Consider the following 18,864-nt stretch of genomic DNA (forward strand, 5'->3'; position numbering starts at 1 on the left):
AACGGGGAGGGGGACCATGCGAAGCATGGTGGAGGGGGCCCGTCGCCTCGTCCGAGCCCGGGTCCCCCTCCACCACGCCGCTACGCGTCGCGGTCCCCCTCCCCGTGCCGGGGAGGATTTTTGATGTCCGCACCCATTCTCTCCACCGCGATCCAGCCCGACTCCGAGCAGGTCCGCGCCCGCGCCGCGCACAACCGCGCGCTGGCCGACGACCTGCGCGCCCGCGTTGCCACTGCCGCGCTCGGCGGCAATGAAAAGGCGCGGGCGAAGCATACCGAGCGCGGCAAGCTGCTTCCCCGCGACCGCGTCGAGCGCCTCCTGGATCCCGGCTCGCCGTTCCTCGAGATCGGTCAGCTTGCGGCTTGCGACATGTATCATGGCGAGGTGCCCGGCGCCGGCATGATCGCCGGCATCGGCCGCGTCTCGGGCCGTCAGGTGATGATCGTCTGCAACGACGCGACGGTCAAAGGCGGCACCTATTATCCGATGACGGTCAAGAAGCATCTCCGCGCGCAGGAGATCGCCGAGCAGAACCGCCTGCCGTGCGTCTATCTGGTCGATTCGGGCGGCGCGAACCTGCCGCACCAGGCCGAGGTCTTCCCCGACCGCGACCATTTCGGCCGCATCTTCTTCAATCAGGCGAACATGAGCGCGAAGGGCATCCCCCAGGTCGCCTGCGTCATGGGAAGCTGCACCGCGGGCGGCGCCTATGTCCCCGCCATGTCGGACGAGACGGTGATCGTCCGCAACCAGGGCACCATCTTCCTCGCCGGCCCGCCGCTGGTGAAGGCCGCAACCGGCGAAGTCATCTCGGCCGAGGATTTGGGCGGCGGCGACCTGCACGGGCGCAAGTCCGGCGTCGTCGACCATGTCGCCGAGAATGACGAACATGCGCTGACGATCGTCAGGGATATTGTCAGCCACCTTGGCAGTCCGTTCTTACCCGGCGAAGTCGAGACACGCGAGCCACGCCCTCCCAAATACGACCCCGACGAACTCTACGGCGTCATCCCGGAGGACGTCCGCGCGCCTTACGACGTCCACGAAATCATCGCCCGCATCGTCGACGGCTCCGAGTTCCACGAGTTCAAATCGCTCTACGGCTCGACGCTTGTCTGCGGCTTCGCCCACATCTGGGGAATGCCCGTCGCGATCCTCGCCAATAACGGCATTCTGTTCTCCGAAAGCGCGCAGAAGGGCGCGCATTTCATCGAGCTCGCCTGCCAGCGCCGCATTCCCTTGCTGTTCCTCCAGAACATCTCGGGCTTCATGGTGGGCGGCAAATATGAGGCGGAAGGCATTGCGAAACATGGCGCAAAGCTGGTCACCGCCGTCGCCACCGCGACCATGCCCAAAATCACCGTGCTGATCGGCGGCAGCTTCGGCGCCGGCAATTACGGCATGTGCGGCCGCGCCTATTCGCCGCGCTTCCTGTTTACCTGGCCCAACGCCCGCATCAGCGTGATGGGCGGCGAACAGGCGGCGAGTGTGCTCGCCACCGTCCACCGCGACGCCGACAAATGGACGCCGGAAGAAGCCGAAGCCTTCAAGGCCCCGATCCGCCAGCGCTACGAAGACGAAGGCAACCCCTACCACGCCACCGCCCGCCTCTGGGACGACGGCGTGATCGACCCCGCCCAGACGCGGGACGTTCTCGGCCTAGCGTTCGCTGCGACCCTCAACGCCCCGATTCCCGAACGCCCGGCGTTCGGCGTGTTCCGGATGTGATGATGGACGGTGCGCCCAATCCTCCCCGGCACGGGGAGGGGGACCGCCGGGCTATGCCCGGTGGTGGAGGGGGCCCAAGCATCCTCCGTCAACCGATCAGGCAAGTGAAGCGCGCGCGTCGGCTTCGTAAGGAGATGAGCCTGCCGGAAGTGCTTCTCTGGATCGAGCTGCGGAAGCGTCCAGGCGATTACAAATGGCGCAAGCAGTTTGCGCTCGATCCTTATACTCTCGACTTCACCTGTCTCTCAGTGCGGCTAACGATCGAGGTTGATGGCGAAGCTCACGATCGCGGCGACCAGGCTCGACGCGATGATGTGCGCGATCGATTTGTAACTGAACACGGATTCGCCATCATTCGAATACCTGCCGTCGAGGTGCTGAAGAACATGGAAGGTTGCATCATGGGCGTCGTCGCGGCTTGCGCCGAGCGCGGGCCCCCTCCACCATCGCTTCGCGATGGTCCCCCTCCCCGTGCCGGGGAGGATTTCTGATGCTGAAATCCCTCCTCATCGCCAATCGCGGCGAGATTGCGTGCCGGATCATCCGTACCGCGCGGCGGCTCGGCATTCGCACAGTCGCGGTCTATTCTGACGCCGACGCCAAAGCGCTGCATGTGCGCGACGCCGACGAGGCCGTGCATATCGGGCCGTCGCCGGCGCGTGAATCCTATCTGGTCGGCGACAAGATCATTGCTGCCGCCACGGCGACCGGCGCCGAGGCAATCCACCCCGGTTACGGCTTCCTCTCCGAGAATGCCGACTTCGCTCAGGCCGTGATCGATGCCGGCCTGATCTGGGTCGGGCCGAAGCCGCATAGCATCCGTGCGATGGGGCTGAAGGACGCCGCCAAGAAGCTGATGCAGGAAGCGGGCGTGCCGACCACGCCGGGCTATCTGGGCGAGGACCAGTCGCCCGATCGGCTCAAGGCCGAGGCGGACGCGATCGGCTATCCGGTGTTGATCAAGGCGGTCGCGGGCGGCGGCGGCAAGGGCATGCGGCGGGTCGATGCGCCGCAGGACTTCGCCGACGCGCTCGTCTCGTGCCAGCGCGAGGCCGCTTCGTCGTTCGGCAACACCCAAGTGCTGATCGAGAAATACATCCTCTCGCCGCGCCACATCGAAGTGCAGGTGTTTGGCGACAGCCACGGCCACATCGTCCACCTTTTCGAACGCGACTGCTCGCTCCAGCGCCGCCACCAGAAAGTGATCGAGGAAGCGCCGGCGCCGGGCATGGACCAGGCGACGCGCGAAGCCGTGTGCGGCGCCGCCGTGAAAGCCGCCAAAGCCGTCGATTACGAAGGCGCCGGCACGATCGAGTTCATCGCCGATGCCTCGGAAGGCCTGCGCGCCGACCGCATCTGGTTCATGGAAATGAACACGCGGCTGCAGGTCGAACATCCGGTGACGGAGGAGATCACCGGCCAGGACCTCGTCGAATGGCAGCTCCGCGTCGCCTCGGGCGAAAAGCTGCCGAAGACGCAGGACGAACTGAGCATCAACGGCTGGGCGATGGAGGCACGGCTTTATGCCGAAGACCCCGCCAAGGGCTTCCTGCCATCGATCGGAAAGCTCGAAGCGTTCATGCTGGGCGAGGGCGTTCGCATCGACACCGGCGTGCAGGAAGGCGCCGAGGTCTCGCCCTTCTACGACCCAATGATCGCCAAGCTGATCGCGCATGGGCCCACCCGCGATGACGCCCGGCTGGCGCTCGCCGAGGCGCTCGATGAAAGCATTGTCTGGCCGGTGCGCAGCAACGCCGGCTTCCTGGTGCGCGCGCTCGAACATCCCGACTTTGCCGCCGGCACGGTCGATACCGGCCTGATCGCGCGCGAAGGCGAGGCGCTGATCCCGGCCGCTCTGCCGTCCGACGAAGCCCTGGCCGATGCCGCCGCCGCGTTCGCCGAGCAATCGCTCGCCGGCTTCCGCCTGAACGCCCCACCGCAGCGCAAGGTGCTGCTCGCGGTCAATGACGAGTTGGTCGCGGTCGAACTACCGGACGACGCGGCGGATCAATCGCTCGCGCTCGATGACCACGCCGAGCCCGAGCCGATCCTGCTCAGCGAGGATGGCCAGACCTGGCTGGTCCAGCCTTATCGCGCCACCGGAGCCGCGGCCGGGATCGCCGGCGACGGCGCGATCATCTCGCCCATGCCCGGCCGCATCATCGCGGTGGAGGTCGCGGCAGGGCAGGCGGTCGCCAAGGGGCAGAAACTGGTCACGCTCGAGGCGATGAAGATGGAGCACACGCTCACCGCACCCTTCGACGGCACGGTCGCGGAACTGAACGCCGCAGCCGGCGCTCAGGTGAGCGAAGGTACGCTGCTGGTGCGGGTGGAGGCGAGCCCGGAATAGCTTCTACCGTCACCCCGGCCTTGAGCCGGGGTCCCGCTTCCTATTCGAAAGAGGTAGAAGCGGGATGCCGGATCAAGTCCGGCATGACGAGGGCTAGGAACGAAAATCGCTGTCCTACACCCCCGCCGGTCTGCCATGCCGCACCGTATGGGATCAGTCCCGACTCCCGATCGCTTCGGCCAGCGCAATCATCCGCTCCGCCTCGTCGACGTGCAGCTGCTCGACCATCGCGCCGCCGATCCGCGCGACGCCCTTGCCCTGGGCGCGCGCCTCGCCCCAGGCTGCGACGATCGCGCGGGCCTTGGCGACTTCCTCGGGCGCAGGCGAGAAGATGCGGTTGGCCGTGTCGATCGTGCTCGGATGCACCACCGTCTTGCCGTCGAAGCCCAGTTCGACGCCCTGCCGGCACGCCGCTTCGAATCCCTCCGGGTCGTCCAGTCCCAGATGCACCCCGTCGATCGCCGCCAGCCCGTGCGCACGCGCCGCCAGCAGCATCAGCGACAGGCTGGTCAGCAGCGGCGTGCGGTCGGGTGTATGGCGCGCGCGGAGTTCCTTGGTCAGATCGTTCGTCCCGGCGACGAACCCCGCGAGCCGGTCGCTCGCGGCGGCAATCTCGGCAGCCCGCAGCACGCCCAGCGGCGTCTCGATCATGCACCAGATCGGATGCCGCGTGGCGCGCGCTGCACGCTCCACGACTTCCACTTTCTCAACTTTGGGTATCAAGATACCGTCGAGCGGCAACGCCTCGGCAAGCGCATAGTCCTCGGCGCAGTCCGCCGCGCTAACCCGCAGGATCAGCTCCCGATGCCCATAGCCCCCGGCCCGCACCGCGTCGGCGACAGTCTGCCGCGCGATCTCCTTCGCTTCAGGCGCGACCGCATCCTCCAGGTCGAACAATATGGCGTCGCAGGGCAGGGTGCGCGCCTTTTCGATCGCGCGCGGCTTGTCGCCGGGCACATAGAGCATCGACCGGCGCGGACGGATATGCTTTGGCATCGGGGAGCCTTAGCGGGGAGAATGCATGCCTGAAAAGCTGTCCATTGTCGGAATCGGCGGCACGACGTCGCCTGGGTCGTCGACCGAGCAGGCCCTGCAGATCGCGTTGCGCGCCGCTGAGGCAGAAGGCGCGCAGGTCACTTTGTTCGACGGCGCGTTCCTCGCGGCGCTTCCGCATTATGGAACGGGCGCGGTCGAACAGTCGGAAGAGGGGCGCAAGCTCGTGGCGGCGGTGCGCGGCGCGCACGGTCTCATGTTCGCCAGCCCGGGTTATCACGGGTCGATCTCCGGTCTGGTCAAAAACGCGATCGACTATGTCGAGGAGACCTCAAAGGACGATCGCGTCTATCTCGACGGGCTGCCGGTGGGGCTGATCGTCACCGCCTATGGCTGGCAGGCGACCGGCTCGACGCTGGCGACGATGCGATCGATCGTCCATGCGCTGCGCGGATGGCCGACGCCGCTGGGCGCCGCGATCCGCAGCGTCTCGGGCATGTTCAAAGGCGGCGAATGCTCGGACGATGCCGCGCGTGGCCAGCTCGAATTGGTCGGCAAGCAGGTCGTCGAGTTCGCCCGGTTGCGCAATTCGGCCCCCGCGATCTTGCACACGGGGCCGGTCGAGGAATGACCGCGCTGCAGCCCTGACGGCGCTTGACAGGCCGTCGTGCTCTCCCTAGATCGCGCGTCTTCCGACACTCATTGTCTCCGGCGGCGATCTGTTCGCACGCCGGTGTTGTGCGTTTCGGTAACCAAGCGCTGAGATAGGCCGGTCGCCAGCCGGCCTGTGGAGCAGGAGAAAGACTGAGCATGGCACGTATCGCGGGGGTGAACATCCCCACCAACAAGCGCGTCGAGATCGCGCTGACCTATATCCACGGCATCGGGCCCACCACGGCCAAGAAGCTGACCGCCCAGCTCGGCATCGCGCCGGAGCGTCGGGTGCAGGACCTGAGCGATCAGGAAGTGCTGCAGATCCGCGAGGCGATCGACGCCGACCTGACGGTCGAGGGCGATCTTCGCCGCCAGACCGCGATGAACATCAAGCGTCTGATGGACCTCGCTTGCTATCGCGGCCTGCGCCACCGCAAGGGACTTCCCGTTCGCGGCCAGCGCACCCACACCAACGCCCGCACCCGCAAGGGCAAGGCCAAGCCGATCGCCGGTAAGAAGAAGTAAGATCAGAAAACAGTCCGGGGGACTGTTTTCCTTACTTCTCCGCCGGATGGCGGCATCCGCCGCACCGGCCTTTTGAAGAGATAAGGTCAGGAAGTCTAAACAATGGCACGTGAACCGCAGCGCCTTCGCCGCCGCGAACGCAAGAACATCACCGCCGGCGTCGCGCATGTGAACGCCAGCTTCAACAACACGATGATCACCATCACCGACGCGCAGGGGAACGCGATTTCCTGGTCGTCGGCCGGCATGATGGGCTTCAAGGGCAGCCGCAAGTCGACGCCCTATGCCGCCCAGGTCGCCGCCGAAGACGCGGGCCGCAAGGCTGCAGAACACGGCGTCCGCACGCTCGAGGTCGAAGTGAAGGGTCCGGGTTCGGGCCGCGAGAGCGCGCTTCGTGCGCTCCAGGCGGTCGGTTTCCAGATCACGTCGATCCGCGACGTGACCTCGATCCCGCACAACGGCGTTCGTCCTTCGAAGCGCCGCCGCGTCTGATTGAACTTTTGCGCGGGCGAAACGCTTTCGCCTGCGCCGCTTTTTCCGGCGAAGAGCGTGCACCTCTTCGCCCTTACCCCGAGGGGAACACAGTGGCTGTCAACGCAAAGAACTGGCAGGAACTCAAGAAACCCACCGCGCTCGAAAAGCGCCCCGGCGGCGATACCCGCCGCAAGGGTACTTTCGTCGCCGAACCGCTGGAGCGGGGCTTCGGCCTGACGCTCGGCAACGCGCTGCGGCGCGTGCTGCTGTCGTCGCTGCAAGGTGCGGCGGTGACCTCGATCAAGATCGAGAACGTGCTTCATGAATTCTCGTCGCTGGCGGGCGTTCGCGAGGACGTGACCGACATTGTGCTGAACGTGAAGCAGATCGCACTGCGCATGCAGGGCGAAGGCTCCAAGCGTCTTCAGCTCTCGGCGACCGGCCCGGCTGAAGTTACCGCGGGCATGATCAACGTGTCCGGCGACATCGAGGTGATGAACCCCGATCTGGTCATTTGCCACCTCGATGAAGGCGCGACGCTCAACATGGAGCTGACCGCCGAAGCCGGGAAGGGCTATGTGCCGGCGGCGAACAACCGCCCGGCCGATGCGCCAATCGGCTTGATCCCGGTCGACGCTCTGTTCTCCCCGGTCCGCCAGGTCGCGTACAAGGTGGAAAACACCCGCGTCGGCCAGGAACTGGACTATGACAAGCTGACGATCACCGTCGAAACCGACGGCACGATCACGCCCGACGATGCGCTCGCCTATGCCGCGCGCATCCTGCAGGACCAGCTCCAGCTCTTCGTCCATTTCGACGAGGGCATGCCGGTCGCGCAGCCGGGCGCCATGATCGGCGTGGGCGCGTTGGCGCCGGCCGAGGCGGAGACCGACTCGAACCAGCTCAACCGCTACCTGCTCAAGAAGGTGGACGAGCTGGAGCTGTCGGTGCGCAGCGCCAACTGCCTGAAGAACGACAACATCATCTATATCGGCGATCTCGTTCAGAAGACCGAAGCCGAGATGCTCCGCACGCCGAACTTCGGCCGCAAGAGCCTCAACGAGATCAAGGAAGTCCTCAGCTCGATGGGCCTCCGTCTGGGCATGGAAATCCCCGGCTGGCCGCCCGAGAATATCGAGGAAATGGCCAAGAAGCTCGAACAGGATATTATGGGCTGAGGCCCAGGATACCGGATTATGGAAAGGCCGCCTTCGGGCGGCCTTTTTATTGGGCGTGTCGCCCGCGCGGGATCAGGGAAGACCCGACACGCTCAAAGCCGATGCCATAAGCCTGTTCCAGCAGCTCCGGCTGAAGAACCGTCTCGGCGGCGCCGGCGGCAAGGAGACGGCCTTCCTTCAGCAACAGCACATCGTCCGCGATGCGGGCGGCGTGGCCGAGATCATGCAGCACGACGATGACGCCGCGCCCGCCTTGGGCAAATCCGTGCAGCCGCTCAAGCATGTCGACCTGATGCGCCGGATCGAGGCTGGAGAGCGGCTCGTCCGCCAGCAGCCAGTCGGGCTCGCCGGCCAGCACCCGGGCGAGCAGCACCCGCGCCCGTTCGCCGCCCGAAAGTTCGCCGGTCAGGCGGTCGGCAAAGGTGGTCGTGTCGGTCAGCGCCATTGCCAGCTCGACGGCGTCATGATCGGCTGCCGTCATGCCGGAAAAAGGCGAGCGGTGCGGCGCCCGGCCGAGTTCCACGACGGAACGGGCCGGGATGTTCCACGCAAGCTCGGCCGATTGCGGCAGATAGCCAAGCCGGCGGGCGCGAATGCGCGGATCCAGCTCTGTGATGTCTGTTCCATCCAGCGTCGCGCAGCCGCCGTCCGCCGGGATGAGCGCCAGAATGGCGCGGAGCAGGCTCGACTTGCCTGCCCCGTTGGGACCGAGAAGGGCGGTGACACGCCCCGACCTCAGTTCGGCGCTCACCCCGTCCAGAACCTTTCGCTTGCCGAGCCGCACTGTCAGATCGTCGATGGTCAGGCCCATGCGTGGTGCCTCCGGAACCGCAGCAGCAGCGCGAAGAAGAACGGCGTGCCGAGCACGGCCATAGCGATCCCGAGCCGTATTTCCTCGGCGCCCGGCGCCAGGCGGACCAGGCTATCCGCGAATAGCACCAGCGCCGCGCCGCCGAGCGAGGACGGAAGCAGCACGTCCGAGGGGCGCTGCCCGACCAGCGGGCGCACGAGATGCGGCACGATCAGTCCAACGAAGCCCACCACACCGGACACCGCGACGGCGCTGCCGACCGCGAGGCCAGTGCCCAGCGCGATCGCCGCCTGCAGTCGCCCCGCGCGGACGCCCAGGCTCCGCGCCGTTTCCTCGCCGAGGCTCAGCAGGTCGAGCGAGCGGCCAGTGGTCGCCAGCACCGCGCAGCCGACCGCCATGAAGGGAAGGGAGCGCATAGCGTCGTCCAGGCTGCGGTCGGTCAGCGCGCCCATCATCCAGTTCATCACTTCGTTCATCGCAAACGGGTTGGGCGCGATGCTGATCAAGAAGGCGGTGAGAGACCCGGCAAGGCTCTGCAGCACGGTGCCTGCAAGGATGAAGGCCAGCGCGCTTCCCGATCGCCCGACCAGAAGCGCCAGCAGCAGCACTGATGCCGCCGCACCCGCCATCGCGCTGCCGAACAGGATCAGTGGCGCTCCGCCCAGGCCCAGCAGGATCGCGATCACTGCGCCGAGCCCCGCGCTCGACGAGACGCCGATCAGCGCCGGGTCGGCGAGCGGATTGCGCAGATACCCTTGCAACACTGCCCCCGACAGGCCGAGCACCGCGCCGATTGCGAGGCCGAGGATGGCGCGCGGCAGTCGCAGTTCGACGATGATCCACCAGCGCGGGTCGCCGCTGCTGCAGGCGGAGAGCGGCACCCAGACCTTCCCCGCGGCAAGCGACAGCGCAAAGCCGATCGCAACCAGCACCATCAGGCCGATAAGCACAGATGCGCGCCTCATGACGCCACCTGCCGCCGGATCGCCGCCAGCCGCTGCATGGCCGGGACGATCGCGGGCCCGCCGCAATAGAAAAGCCGTTCCGGAAAACGGCCAATTGTAACCTTTGCCTTCGAGGCTGCCAGCGCGCGGACGCGCAGCGCAACGCGGCGCCCTTCCTCGCCCGCACCCCGTTCGGGCGTCAGCACGACGCGCGGCGGGTGCGCGACGACATATTCGAGCGGCAGCACGCCGGTCTGGCGCACGCCATAGTCTGCGCTGGCGTTACGGAAACCGGCCCGGCCCAGCATGTCGTCGATCAGCGTGCCGCGGCCGTTCACCAGATTGCTGCCGCCGAGCCACAGCAAAGCCGATGGCTGCGTTGCGTCGGGCGGGGCGGCGTCGGCCACGGCGTGGTCGATCCGGCCGACCAATGCCTCGCCACGCTCCGGTGCGCCGACCGCCTTTGCGATGGCTCGAATCTGCGCCCGGTTTTCCTCGACGCTGGAAACGATGCCAAAGCTCGCGACGGGCAAGCCGAGCCGGCGATAGGCCGCCAGTGTCGCCGGGGCGGTGAAGCTGCTCGCCAACACTAGCCCCGGCTTCAGCGCGATCACCTCCTCAGCCGTTCCGCTTGTCGCCGGCAGGCGTCGGGCGAGATCAAGCGGCATCGAGGTGGAGCGCGGGTCTTGCGAATAGGCGCTGATCGCCGCGATCCGTTCCGGCGGCACGAGCTCGACCAAGATCGCGTCGAGACAGGGATTGGTGGAGACGATCCGATCGGATCGCCGGACGGGGGCCGGGCCGGCGCATCCGCAGGCAAGTGCGCATAGTGCCAGCCCCGCCACCCACAGCCTCATTGATACCGGAACCTCAGCCCAGCATAGGCCGCTCGGCCCTGCGTGCCATAGCCGAGCACCGTCTGATACTTCTCGTCGAACAGATTCTCGACTCGCCCGTACAGCTCGAACCGGTCCGAAACCGGATAGCTCGCGCGCAGGTCGGCAAGCGCATAGCCGTCCAGCCGCACCCGCTGACCGAAATCGTTGCGGTCGATGCTGTCGGAGACCTGGCGCAACGTGCCTCCCAGCGAAAGCCCGACCGGCGTCTGCCAATCGGCGTTAAGCGCAAGGCTGCTCTTTGGGCGCCGCAGCAGGGTCTTGCCGAAATCGGCGCTGCCCGGCGTGCGGTTCTCGGCATCGACATAGGTGTAGGCGACGGCAAAGGTCAGCGTCTGCGTCGGCTTGATGCCGAGCGCGGCTTCGACGCCGCTGGCCCGCGCTCGCGCGATATTGTCGTAGGTGCCGAACGGCCGGGCGCCGCCCGCACAAATCGCGATGTCGGCGCGGCACGGCGTGAAGTCGATCTGGTTGCGCGTGCGACGATGGAAATAGGTCGCGGACGCAGTGAAGACGTCGCCGATCAGCCGCTGCTCGGCGCCCAAATCGAAGCTGCGGGCAGTCTCCGGCTTCAGTGCGGGATTGCCGAAGTCGGAGCGGAGCTGGAACAGCGTCGGGGCCTTGAACCCTTCCGCATAGCTCGCGCGCACGATGGTGCGGCCCAGGTCCAGCGCCGCGTTGCCGCCGAAGCTGGTATGGCCGCCGAAATCGCGATGATCGTCGTAACGCACCCCGCCGGTCAGCGTGAGCCGCGCGAACGACTTCACGATCAGCTCGCCCCAGCCGCTGTCGATGCCGGTGCGGAAAGTGGAGAAGCCATCGTTGAAGCGCGACCGTTCGCTTTCGGCGCCGAAAACGATCCGCGCCCAGTCGGTCGCCTTCAGATCCCCCTGATATTCGAATCGCTGCACGCGTCCTTTCGCCACGAAGCTCGGCGCGTCGCCGAACGTCGGATCGAAATTGTCCCGGTGGACGTCGCCGATCGTAAAGGCTGCGCGATTGGACAGCGCGCCGAAAGTCGCGCGAATGCCGGCATAGCCGAACAGTTCGCGGATTTTCGAAAATTCGGGCGTGTCAGCGAAAGTGAAATTGGGCGCGGGGAAGCCGTCGAGATCGGTGCGGCCGTGATCGTAATAGCCGCGCAGGTCGATCGCGATATCGTCGGTCAGCGAGATTTCGACGCGGCCGTTCGCAGCATAGCGCTCATAGCCGTCGCGCTCGGTGCCGACCGCCGCGGCCGAAATGCCGTCGGTGCGGAAATAGCCGCCGCCGAGCGACGCCGCGACCGGGCCGGCCGTGAAGCTGCCGTTCGCGACCGTCTCGGCTGTTCCGAACGAACCGCCTTCCGCGCGCGCGACGAGCGTCGGGTCCGAAGTGGGCCGCGCAGTGACGATGTTGACCACGCCGCCGATCGCCTGGCTGCCCCACGGCACCGAGTTCGGCCCGCGCAACACTTCGATACGCTCGATATTGTCTGCGAGCAGGTTCGCAAAATCGAAGCCGCCGCCGGGCGAGGAGGGGTCGTTCAACTTGACGCCGTCGATCAGCACCAGCGTCTGCTCGGCCTCGGCGCCGCGGATGCGCAGGCCGGTGAAGCCGCCGACGCCTCCGTTGCGGGTGCCGGTGACGCCCGGCGTCTGGGCGAGCAGGTCGGAGACGATCACCGTCTGGCGCTGTTCGATCAGATCGCGGTTCAGCACGGTCACCGCCTGACCGATCTCGGCCGCCGATTGCGGCGCGCGGGTTGCCGTCACGACGATTTCGTCCGTCGGAGCCGCGGCAAGAAGAGCAAGAATAAGAGGCATTTGTAGTCGTCCTTTCGCACAACGGTTGATGCCGTTCATGCGAAGGGAGCCCTTCGTCCGCCCGGTGCACCCCGCCCGGCCAGAGAACAGCGGCGACAGGCAGGTCTCCTGGCTCCCGGGTCAGGGCCGGACGCGCCGCCTTCCCAAAGCCCTAATGGCTTCAGTGGCACAGTGGCGCGCCGGCTCGCCGGCTACAGTTGCGGGGGCAGCCGCGGCGTTAAACCGCGTTCCCTTTCAAATCCCCTCTCGGGGAACCCGTCACAGGCGTGCGTTTAGGCCGCGTCCGTAATGACGGCAAGAGCGTCGTGCGGAAGGCATCAGGAGCGCTTCTTGCTCGCGGCCTTCTTTTTCTGCGCCGGCGACTGCTTGTTGGACGCGCCGGCTTCGGAGAGGCCGATCGCCACCGCCTGCTTGCGGCTCGTCACTTTCTTGCCGGAGCTGCTTTTCAGATCGCCTTCCTTGAACTCGTGCATCACGCGTTCGACCTTGGCCTGCTGCGCCTTGGTTTCCCTTGCCATTGCCGATCCTCCTCGAAGCGGGAATGGCGGAGCCGAAGCGAAGTTCCACAGGGACGATTATGAGGGGAGAGGGGCCGCTGGTCGGTGGGTCGATCGTCGAGATGGAAGCGATCGGGCCGGTGCCGCTCGTCGCGATGATCCTGGCGGATATGGGCGCGGACGTGGTCCGGCTGGTTCGGCCCCGCGCGCAGGCGACGGGCGGATCGGCGCTGAACCACAGCCGCGCGACGGTCGAGGCGCGGACAGGGGTGGGGGATGCTGAGGTGCTGGGGGCGGCGGAGGCGGTAGGGCGGTGGAATTGATTCCCCTCCTCTGAGGGGCTTGAGAATGTTCTTCATTTGTTCTAATCTTCACGAATGAACCCGAGTCTCCGTCCTGCGCGCGGCGCGACGCTCAATCGGGAGAGCGGGCGCTTCAATCTGCCCGAGCGGGAGGCGGACGGGGACTGGCTGGACGCGCGCGCGCAGGTGGATGACGAGCCGCCGCCGTTACGCACTACGGTGACGGTCGAGCACCCCAAGACGATCATCAACAAGAACGCCTCGCCCGACGTGCCGTTCGACCGCTCGATCAACGCCTATCGAGGGTGCGAGCATGGGTGCATCTATTGCTTTGCGCGGCCGACGCATGCGTTTCACGACCTGTCGCCGGGTCTGGACTTCGAAAGCCGGCTGTTCGCCAAGCCCGACGCGCCGGCGCTGCTGCGCGCGGAGCTGATGAAGCCGGGCTATTCGCCACGCCCGATCGCTATGGGCACGAACACCGATCCCTATCAGCCGATCGAGGCGAAATGGCGGATCACGCGTGCCATCGTCGAAGTGCTGAGCGAATGCGATCATCCGTTTTCGATCACGACGAAGTCCGATCGGGTGACCCGGGACATCGACCTGCTCGGGCCGATGGCGGCAAAGGGCCTCACTGCGGTGGCGCTGTCGATCACCTCGCTCGATCCGAAGATCGCGCGCACGCTGGAGCCGCGCGCGCCGCATCCGGAGCGAAGGCTGGCCGCCGTGAAGAAGCTGTCCGAGGCTGGAATCCCAACGTTCGTGTCACTGGCGCCGGTGATCCCCGCCGTCACCGACCATGAGATGGAGCATATCCTGGAACGCGCGGCCGAGGCGGGGGCGCGGGCGGCCTTTTTCCTGCCCGTGCGGCTTCCCTATGAGGTGGCGCCCCTGTTCAAGGCCTGGCTGGAGGAGCATTTTCCCAATCGCGCCGGCAAGGTGATGTCCATCATCCACTCGATCCGCGGCGGCCGCGACAACGATCCGAATTTCTACACCCGCATGCAGGGGCAGGGTCCCTGGGCCGACCTGCTGCGCACGCGCTTCCACAAGACGTGCAGAAAGCTGGGGCTGAACAACGAGCGGTGGGAACTCAGGACGGACCTGTTCCGGCCGCCCGAAGGCGCGCAGATGCGGCTGTTGTGAGAGTTCGGCCGCTTGCGTCTGTACCGTCACCCCGGCCCTGAGCCGGGGTCCCGCTTTCTCTACCTTCGATAAGCGCGGCCCCGTCTGTCCATTAGCAAGAGGGAAGAAGCGGGACCCGGCTCAAGGCCGGGGAGACGAAGAAGAAGAGAGCTAATTTCGCAATGTCCGCTTTCGACCCTTTGCGGACGTCAGGCAGGGCGCTAGTTGCTGCCATATGAGAGCAGTATCGCGGATATTCGGTGCGTTCTTTCTGGGGCTGGGCGGTGGGCTTGCCATCCTTTCCGCGACGATGATCCCGCAGCTATCTCACGCGCTTTATGACGAAAGCGTCGGCGGCCAACGAACGATCCTACTGTTGACGCCGCTTCTCCTCGCAGCGGCAGTCGGATGCATTTGGGTGTCGCTTAGGCTGTTCGATCGACGAGACTGAACGACTGCTTCCCACCCAAAGCGGGCATTCGATCAGACCCTTTCGACTTGGCCCTGTCCGCGTAGCAGGTTGTCGCGCAGGCGGGTGACGCTTTGCTGCACCTCCTCGAAATCGTCGCCGAGGCCGGTGGCTTCGACGAGGGTCGCGCCGATGTCCTTGTCCAGCACGCGGCGGCCGGCGGGCGTCAGCGTGACGCGGACCTGGCGTTCGTCGGCCGGGTCGCGGCGGCGAGTGATGAGGTCGGAGGATTCCAGCTTTTTCAGGATCGGGGTGAGCGTGTTCGATTCCAGGAACATCTTTTCGCCCAGCGCGCCGACGGTCTGGTCGTCCTGCTCGCCCAGCGCCACCAAGGCGATATATTGGGTGTAAGTGAGGCCGAGCTCGTCGAGCAGCGGCTTATAGGCGCGGCCGAACGCGAGGTTCGCCGAATAGACGGCGAAGCACAGGAATTTTGACAGCGGCGGGGTGGGCCGTTCGCGCTTGGCAGGGGGCATAGTCATGCTCCGGATTTTTTCCGTCTCCTGTAATATAAATCGTATGCGATAAGATCGGAAGGGCTTGAAGCTCGAAACTTGGCACCTAGATAGATCGCGTCCGATGTAATCGGGCACGATATAGATAGGAAGGAATGACATCATGGCCTACAAGACTCTCTTCACCGGCAAGACCCACACTGTCGGCGGCAGCAACGGCGCGGCGCGGAGCGCAGACGGCTTCATCGACTTCACGCTGCCCGAAGCGCACCCAGCGGCCGAGAACCTGTTCGGCGTCGCCTGGTCGGCCTGCTTCATGGGCGCGATCGGCGTTGCCGCCCAGCAGCGCAAGATCAAGCTGCCCGAAACTCCGTCCGTCGATGCGCAGATCGACCTGAACCATGCCGGCGGCGCGAACTTCTTCCTCGCCGCGAAGCTGGACGTGAGCATCCCCGGCATCGACCGCGCGGTTGCCCAGGAACTGGTCGAGGCGGCGCACGAAATCTGCCCCTATTCGAAAGCGACCCGCGGCAACGTGGAGGTCGAGGTCAATCTGATCTGATCCCGCCCGACGGAACGCCCTCTCTCCGAACTCCGGGGAGAGGGCAGTGGGCTATCCGGCGTTCATCGCGGTCAGCAGGCCGTAGAAGGACCCGGCCGAGACCGCGGCGATGCCGTAGAGCAGCGGCAGGCGCACCAGCGCGGCGGCGCGCGACAGTCGATAGGCGTCGCGCATCTGCGCATACATGTGCCACAGCGCATAACCCATCAGCATGACCAGCAGCACGCCGGACGCGCCGAGCGCCGATCCCGCGATCCACAGCGAGAACAGCAGCGACATGAACGCGATCGAATAGGTGACGAAAGTCGCGTGGTCGTAAAGGCCATAGTCGCGGCGCCAGGCGAACAGCAGCCAGACCAGCGGCGTGCTGATCAGGATCAGCACCCAGGAGAATTTGTACGCGTTCGCCTTCAGCCGATAGGCGACGAATTCGCGGTTGGTCTGCATCTGGTCCATCAGTGAGCGGCCGCGCGCCGCCTCCGGCGTGGCCTTGCCGACATCGGCGGCGATGGCGCCGGCGGCGGCGAGCGCGGCGCGGTCGTTCTTCGCTTGCGCGAGGCGTTGGCTGAGCTTCGTTTTGCGGGCGGCGCTGAGGTCCGGCGCGCGCAGCTCGCTTTCGGTGTCGGCGATGCGGTCGTCGAGCCGTTCGACCTGATGCTGGAGCGACTGCGCGCTGGCCCGCGCGTCGGACTGGCTCTCATGATGGCCGAACAGCGAATAGACCGCGTACATCAAGAGCGCGCTGAACAGGAACAAGGCGAGCGGCGAGACGAACTTGGCGCGCTCGCCGGCGATGTAGCGGCGGGTGAGGATGCCGGGGCGGAGCGCCAGCTCGGGCAGGGTGCGCCAGATCTTGCCGTCGAAATGCAGCACGCCGTGCATCAGCTCGTGCCAGATCGCGCGCAATGTGCGGTGGACGTGCGCGGACTGGCCGCATTCAGCGCAATAGGCACCGGTAAGCGGCGCGCCGCAATTGAGGCAGTCGCCGCCATGCGTCTGGTCGCTATGCCGCCCGTGCGCCGGTTCGACTGCCGTCGCCAGCATGCCGCCGGTGACAATGTCGCCTACTTCGCTGATCCCCGTCATGGCGCGCGTGATAGCAACCGCGGCGGCCTCACGCAGCCGTTTTCAGGCGGTAATCCCGATATTGGTCGCGCAGCGCCGTCTTCAGCAGCTTGCCGGTGGCGGTGTGGGGGAGGGAGCCTACGAACAGGACCTCGTCGGGAAGCCACCACTTGGCGACCTTGTCGGCAAGGTGCCCGATGACGTCCGACGCCGTGACGTCTGCTCCGGGCTTCCGCACGACCAGCAGCAGCGGGCGTTCGTCCCATTTCGGGTGATAGACGCCGATCGCGGCGGCCTCGGCGACGCCCGGGCAGCCGACGGCGGCGTTCTCCAGCTCGACCGAGCTGATCCACTCGCCGCCCGACTTGATCACATCCTTGGAGCGGTCGGTGATCTGCATCGTGCCGTCGGGGTGAAGCACGGCGACGTCGCCGGTGTCGAACCATTGCTCCTCGCAGGCGCAGTCGGCTTCGGCCTTGAAATAGCGCTTGATGACCCAGGGGCCGCGAATCTGGAGGCGGCCGGAGCTCTGGCCGTCGCGGGGCTGGACGCGGCCTTCGTCGTCGACGATGCGAAGTTCGACGCCGAACGGCACGCGGCCCTGCTTGCAGACCAGGTCTACCTGCTCGTCAAACGAGAGATCGTCCCAATTGGCGGGCGGCGCGCCCATCGTTCCGATCGGCGAGGTCTCGGTCATACCCCAGGCATGGCCGACGCGGACGCCCATCTTCATCAGCCGCTCGATCATCGCGCGCGGCGCCGCCGATCCGCCGATGGTGACCTGTTTCAGATGCGCGGGCGTGTCGCCGGTCTCGTCCATATGCTGGAACATGGCGAGCCACACCGTCGGCACGCCGGCCGAGTGCGTGACCTTCTCCTGATTCATCAGGCGGCAGAGCACCTTGGCGTCGTTGGTCGCCGCATAGACGAACTTCACCCCCGCAGCGGCGCCGGCGAACGGCAGCCCCCAAGACGCGGCGTGGAACATCGGCACGATGGGCAGGCACACCGATTGCGGCGATAGGTTGAACACCGATGGCGACACCTCGGTCATCGCGTGCAGCATGGTCGAGCGATGCTCGTAGAGCACGCCCTTGGGATTCCCGGTCGTGCCGCTGGTATAGCAGAGCATGCACGGATCGCGCTCGTCGCCGTCATGCCAAGCATAGTTGCCGTCCTGCGCGTCCAGCAGTGCGTCCCATTCGGGGCCGTCGAAGGCGACATAATGCTCGACGCTGGTCAGCTGGGGCTTCAGCCGGTCGATCAGCGGCTGGAACATGGTGTCGTAGAACAGCACCCGATCTTCGGCGTGGTTGACGATATAGACGAGCTGCTCGTCGAACAGGCGCGGATTGATGGTGTGGATCACGCAGCCCACGCCGATCGCGCCATACCAAGCGACCAGGTGCCGCGCATGGTTCATGGCAAGCGTCGCGATCCGGTCGCCCGGCCCAACGCCCCAGGCCTTCAGCGCCTGGGCGAGCCGGCGCGCGTCGCGCGCGATGCCTGCCCAATTGGTGCGCGTCTCGGTCCCGTCGGCCCAGTGCGTGACGATCTCCTGCCCGCCGTGCTCGCGCGCGGCATGATCGAGAAGCTGCATCACGCGCAGCTTATGGTCCTGCATCCCGCCCAGCATCGCTCTCTCCGTATTTTCTTGGGCCGCATAGTGTCGGGCGCGCACGGCGCTTGCAAGCCGGTGATTCGAATGCTAGCGGGCGCGCCTCTTGACGAGGCGGATGCGATCGACCATCTGCCGCGCTCTCGTGGACGCATAGCTCAGTTGGTAGAGCAGCTGACTCTTAATCAGCGGGTCCTAGGTTCGAGCCCTAGTGCGTCCACCACTTTCTTTCCCCCGGAATGGAATGGCTTGGCCGACGAGCGATGCGGCCGGCGCAGGGCCTCGTTTGATGCTGAAGGCACAAGGCCGAAGCGCACGGCCGGCAGCGGGACGCCGATGTTCGAGATGGGTGGAGAGCCGACTTGGCAAGAGGTCTCGGCATCGCGCATGTTCGGCATCGGTTGGCGGGG

The 18,864-nt window shown here is 66.2% G+C and carries 19 protein-coding genes, 1 tRNA gene and 1 riboswitch; of the genes, 11 read left to right on the top strand and 9 right to left on the bottom strand.

All coding sequences use genetic code 11. From position 1 onward, the window contains the following. Window positions 1-123 precede the first annotated feature (123 nt). From ACFSCW_RS08075 to ACFSCW_RS08085, 3 genes are read left to right on the top strand one after another with little or no spacing between them, the layout of a single operon-like run. Entirely contained in the window at window positions 124-1,728 is a 1,605-nt protein-coding gene (locus ACFSCW_RS08075; RefSeq protein ID WP_380888336.1) for a carboxyl transferase domain-containing protein, read from the top strand. Window positions 1,729-1,781: 53 nt separating this feature from the next. Then, entirely contained in the window at window positions 1,782-2,219 is a 438-nt protein-coding gene (locus ACFSCW_RS08080) for an endonuclease domain-containing protein (RefSeq protein ID WP_380890056.1), read from the top strand. Then, complete coding sequence (locus ACFSCW_RS08085) at window positions 2,219-4,078, top strand: acetyl/propionyl/methylcrotonyl-CoA carboxylase subunit alpha (protein WP_380888337.1); 1,860 nt, start codon at window positions 2,219-2,221, stop codon at window positions 4,076-4,078. Before ACFSCW_RS08080 ends, ACFSCW_RS08085 begins: the two co-directional genes overlap by 1 nt. Window positions 4,079-4,231: 153 nt before the next feature. On the opposite strand, the gene ACFSCW_RS08090 is transcribed toward ACFSCW_RS08085, so the two are convergent. Next, window positions 4,232-5,074 (bottom strand): HpcH/HpaI aldolase/citrate lyase family protein, encoded by an 843-nt coding sequence (locus ACFSCW_RS08090; protein ID WP_380888338.1) that lies wholly within the window; start codon window positions 5,072-5,074, stop codon window positions 4,232-4,234. Window positions 5,075-5,099: 25 nt separating this feature from the next. Between ACFSCW_RS08090 and ACFSCW_RS08095 the strand changes: the two genes are divergently transcribed. The 4 genes from ACFSCW_RS08095 (at window position 5,100) to ACFSCW_RS08110 (ending at window position 7,902) form a co-directional block, all read left to right on the top strand. Further along, on the top strand, window positions 5,100-5,702 hold the full coding sequence (locus ACFSCW_RS08095) for an NADPH-dependent FMN reductase (RefSeq protein ID WP_380888339.1): 603 nt from the start codon (window positions 5,100-5,102) through the stop codon (window positions 5,700-5,702). Between the two features lie 179 nt (window positions 5,703-5,881). Beyond that, window positions 5,882-6,250 (top strand): 30S ribosomal protein S13, encoded by a 369-nt coding sequence (gene rpsM, locus ACFSCW_RS08100; protein ID WP_380888340.1) that lies wholly within the window; start codon window positions 5,882-5,884, stop codon window positions 6,248-6,250. A gap of 102 nt (window positions 6,251-6,352) precedes the next feature. Next, window positions 6,353-6,742 (top strand): 30S ribosomal protein S11, encoded by a 390-nt coding sequence (rpsK, locus tag ACFSCW_RS08105; RefSeq protein WP_066583941.1) that lies wholly within the window; start codon window positions 6,353-6,355, stop codon window positions 6,740-6,742. Between the two features lie 92 nt (window positions 6,743-6,834). Further along, a complete protein-coding gene (locus ACFSCW_RS08110) occupies window positions 6,835-7,902 on the top strand; it encodes a DNA-directed RNA polymerase subunit alpha (protein WP_380888341.1) in 1,068 nt (355 codons plus the stop codon). Window positions 7,903-7,948: 46 nt separating this feature from the next. On the opposite strand, the gene ACFSCW_RS08115 is transcribed toward ACFSCW_RS08110, so the two are convergent. From ACFSCW_RS08115 to ACFSCW_RS08135, 5 genes are all read right to left on the bottom strand, one after another. Further along, window positions 7,949-8,713 carry an ABC transporter ATP-binding protein gene (locus ACFSCW_RS08115; RefSeq protein WP_380888342.1) on the bottom strand — a complete coding sequence of 255 codons (765 nt, stop codon included), beginning with the start codon at window positions 8,711-8,713 and terminating at the stop codon, window positions 7,949-7,951. Next, a complete protein-coding gene (locus ACFSCW_RS08120) occupies window positions 8,704-9,678 on the bottom strand; it encodes a FecCD family ABC transporter permease (protein ID WP_380888343.1) in 975 nt (324 codons plus the stop codon). Before ACFSCW_RS08120 ends, ACFSCW_RS08115 begins: the two co-directional genes overlap by 10 nt. Next, window positions 9,675-10,514: an ABC transporter substrate-binding protein gene (locus tag ACFSCW_RS08125; protein ID WP_380888344.1), complete on the bottom strand. Its 840-nt coding sequence runs from the start codon at window positions 10,512-10,514 to the stop codon at window positions 9,675-9,677. The genes ACFSCW_RS08120 and ACFSCW_RS08125 overlap by 4 nt, the downstream gene beginning before the upstream one ends. Further along, window positions 10,511-12,358 (bottom strand): TonB-dependent receptor plug domain-containing protein, encoded by a 1,848-nt coding sequence (locus ACFSCW_RS08130; protein ID WP_380888345.1) that lies wholly within the window; start codon window positions 12,356-12,358, stop codon window positions 10,511-10,513. The genes ACFSCW_RS08125 and ACFSCW_RS08130 overlap by 4 nt, the downstream gene beginning before the upstream one ends. Window positions 12,359-12,439: 81 nt before the next feature. Then, window positions 12,440-12,632, bottom strand: a riboswitch (cobalamin riboswitch). Window positions 12,633-12,675: 43 nt separating this feature from the next. Beyond that, complete coding sequence (locus ACFSCW_RS08135; protein WP_380888346.1) at window positions 12,676-12,876, bottom strand: DUF6496 domain-containing protein; 201 nt, start codon at window positions 12,874-12,876, stop codon at window positions 12,676-12,678. Between the two features lie 23 nt (window positions 12,877-12,899). Between ACFSCW_RS08135 and ACFSCW_RS08140 the strand changes: the two genes are divergently transcribed. Together ACFSCW_RS08140 and ACFSCW_RS08145 are read left to right on the top strand one after the other, a co-directional pair. Beyond that, on the top strand, window positions 12,900-13,178 hold the full coding sequence (locus ACFSCW_RS08140) for a hypothetical protein (RefSeq protein ID WP_380888347.1): 279 nt from the start codon (window positions 12,900-12,902) through the stop codon (window positions 13,176-13,178). Between the two features lie 54 nt (window positions 13,179-13,232). Continuing rightward, complete coding sequence (locus ACFSCW_RS08145) at window positions 13,233-14,306, top strand: PA0069 family radical SAM protein (protein ID WP_380888348.1); 1,074 nt, start codon at window positions 13,233-13,235, stop codon at window positions 14,304-14,306. A 462-nt stretch (window positions 14,307-14,768) separates the two neighbouring features. On the opposite strand, the gene ACFSCW_RS08150 is transcribed toward ACFSCW_RS08145, so the two are convergent. Further along, window positions 14,769-15,236, bottom strand: coding sequence for a MarR family winged helix-turn-helix transcriptional regulator (locus ACFSCW_RS08150; RefSeq protein ID WP_380888349.1), 468 nt, complete (start codon window positions 15,234-15,236; stop codon window positions 14,769-14,771). A 136-nt stretch (window positions 15,237-15,372) separates the two neighbouring features. Here ACFSCW_RS08150 and ACFSCW_RS08155 point away from each other — a divergent pair, with 136 nt between their 5' ends. Then, window positions 15,373-15,771, top strand: a complete 399-nt coding sequence (locus ACFSCW_RS08155; protein ID WP_380888350.1) for an Ohr family peroxiredoxin — start codon at window positions 15,373-15,375, stop codon at window positions 15,769-15,771. Between the two features lie 51 nt (window positions 15,772-15,822). On the opposite strand, the gene ACFSCW_RS08160 is transcribed toward ACFSCW_RS08155, so the two are convergent. Both ACFSCW_RS08160 and ACFSCW_RS08165 read right to left on the bottom strand, forming a co-directional pair. After that, window positions 15,823-16,857, bottom strand: a complete 1,035-nt coding sequence (locus tag ACFSCW_RS08160; RefSeq protein ID WP_380888351.1) for a DUF3667 domain-containing protein — start codon at window positions 16,855-16,857, stop codon at window positions 15,823-15,825. Between the two features lie 28 nt (window positions 16,858-16,885). Continuing rightward, on the bottom strand, window positions 16,886-18,472 hold the full coding sequence (locus ACFSCW_RS08165; protein WP_380888352.1) for a long-chain fatty acid--CoA ligase: 1,587 nt from the start codon (window positions 18,470-18,472) through the stop codon (window positions 16,886-16,888). Between the two features lie 129 nt (window positions 18,473-18,601). Here ACFSCW_RS08165 and ACFSCW_RS08170 point away from each other — a divergent pair. Next, window positions 18,602-18,677, top strand: a tRNA-Lys gene (locus tag ACFSCW_RS08170). The last annotated feature ends 187 nt before the right edge of the window (window positions 18,678-18,864 follow it).

Source organism: Sphingomonas tabacisoli (genome assembly GCF_042678385.1).
Lineage (GTDB): Bacteria > Pseudomonadota > Alphaproteobacteria > Sphingomonadales > Sphingomonadaceae > Sphingomonas_B > Sphingomonas_B tabacisoli.

Bases quoted from the DNA above. Each gene is read 5' to 3' on its own strand.
- ACFSCW_RS08095 (WP_380888339.1), top strand. From the start codon at position 5,100: ATGCCTGAAAAGCTGTCCATTGTCGGAATCGGCGGCACGACGTCGCCT.
- ACFSCW_RS08140 (WP_380888347.1), top strand. From the start codon at position 12,900: ATGGCGGAGCCGAAGCGAAGTTCCACAGGGACGATTATGAGGGGAGAG.
- ACFSCW_RS08080 (WP_380890056.1), top strand. From the start codon at position 1,782: ATGCCCGGTGGTGGAGGGGGCCCAAGCATCCTCCGTCAACCGATCAGG.
- ACFSCW_RS08125 (WP_380888344.1), bottom strand. From the start codon at position 10,514: ATGAGGCTGTGGGTGGCGGGGCTGGCACTATGCGCACTTGCCTGCGGA.
- rpsK (WP_066583941.1), top strand. From the start codon at position 6,353: ATGGCACGTGAACCGCAGCGCCTTCGCCGCCGCGAACGCAAGAACATC.
- ACFSCW_RS08120 (WP_380888343.1), bottom strand. From the start codon at position 9,678: ATGAGGCGCGCATCTGTGCTTATCGGCCTGATGGTGCTGGTTGCGATC.
- rpsM (WP_380888340.1), top strand. From the start codon at position 5,882: ATGGCACGTATCGCGGGGGTGAACATCCCCACCAACAAGCGCGTCGAG.
- ACFSCW_RS08145 (WP_380888348.1), top strand. From the start codon at position 13,233: ATGAACCCGAGTCTCCGTCCTGCGCGCGGCGCGACGCTCAATCGGGAG.
- ACFSCW_RS08135 (WP_380888346.1), bottom strand. From the start codon at position 12,876: ATGGCAAGGGAAACCAAGGCGCAGCAGGCCAAGGTCGAACGCGTGATG.
- ACFSCW_RS08150 (WP_380888349.1), bottom strand. From the start codon at position 15,236: ATGACTATGCCCCCTGCCAAGCGCGAACGGCCCACCCCGCCGCTGTCA.
- ACFSCW_RS08075 (WP_380888336.1), top strand. From the start codon at position 124: ATGTCCGCACCCATTCTCTCCACCGCGATCCAGCCCGACTCCGAGCAG.
- ACFSCW_RS08115 (WP_380888342.1), bottom strand. From the start codon at position 8,713: ATGGGCCTGACCATCGACGATCTGACAGTGCGGCTCGGCAAGCGAAAG.
- ACFSCW_RS08165 (WP_380888352.1), bottom strand. From the start codon at position 18,472: ATGCTGGGCGGGATGCAGGACCATAAGCTGCGCGTGATGCAGCTTCTC.
- ACFSCW_RS08160 (WP_380888351.1), bottom strand. From the start codon at position 16,857: ATGACGGGGATCAGCGAAGTAGGCGACATTGTCACCGGCGGCATGCTG.
- ACFSCW_RS08155 (WP_380888350.1), top strand. From the start codon at position 15,373: ATGGCCTACAAGACTCTCTTCACCGGCAAGACCCACACTGTCGGCGGC.
- ACFSCW_RS08130 (WP_380888345.1), bottom strand. From the start codon at position 12,358: ATGCCTCTTATTCTTGCTCTTCTTGCCGCGGCTCCGACGGACGAAATC.
- ACFSCW_RS08085 (WP_380888337.1), top strand. From the start codon at position 2,219: ATGCTGAAATCCCTCCTCATCGCCAATCGCGGCGAGATTGCGTGCCGG.
- ACFSCW_RS08090 (WP_380888338.1), bottom strand. From the start codon at position 5,074: ATGCCAAAGCATATCCGTCCGCGCCGGTCGATGCTCTATGTGCCCGGC.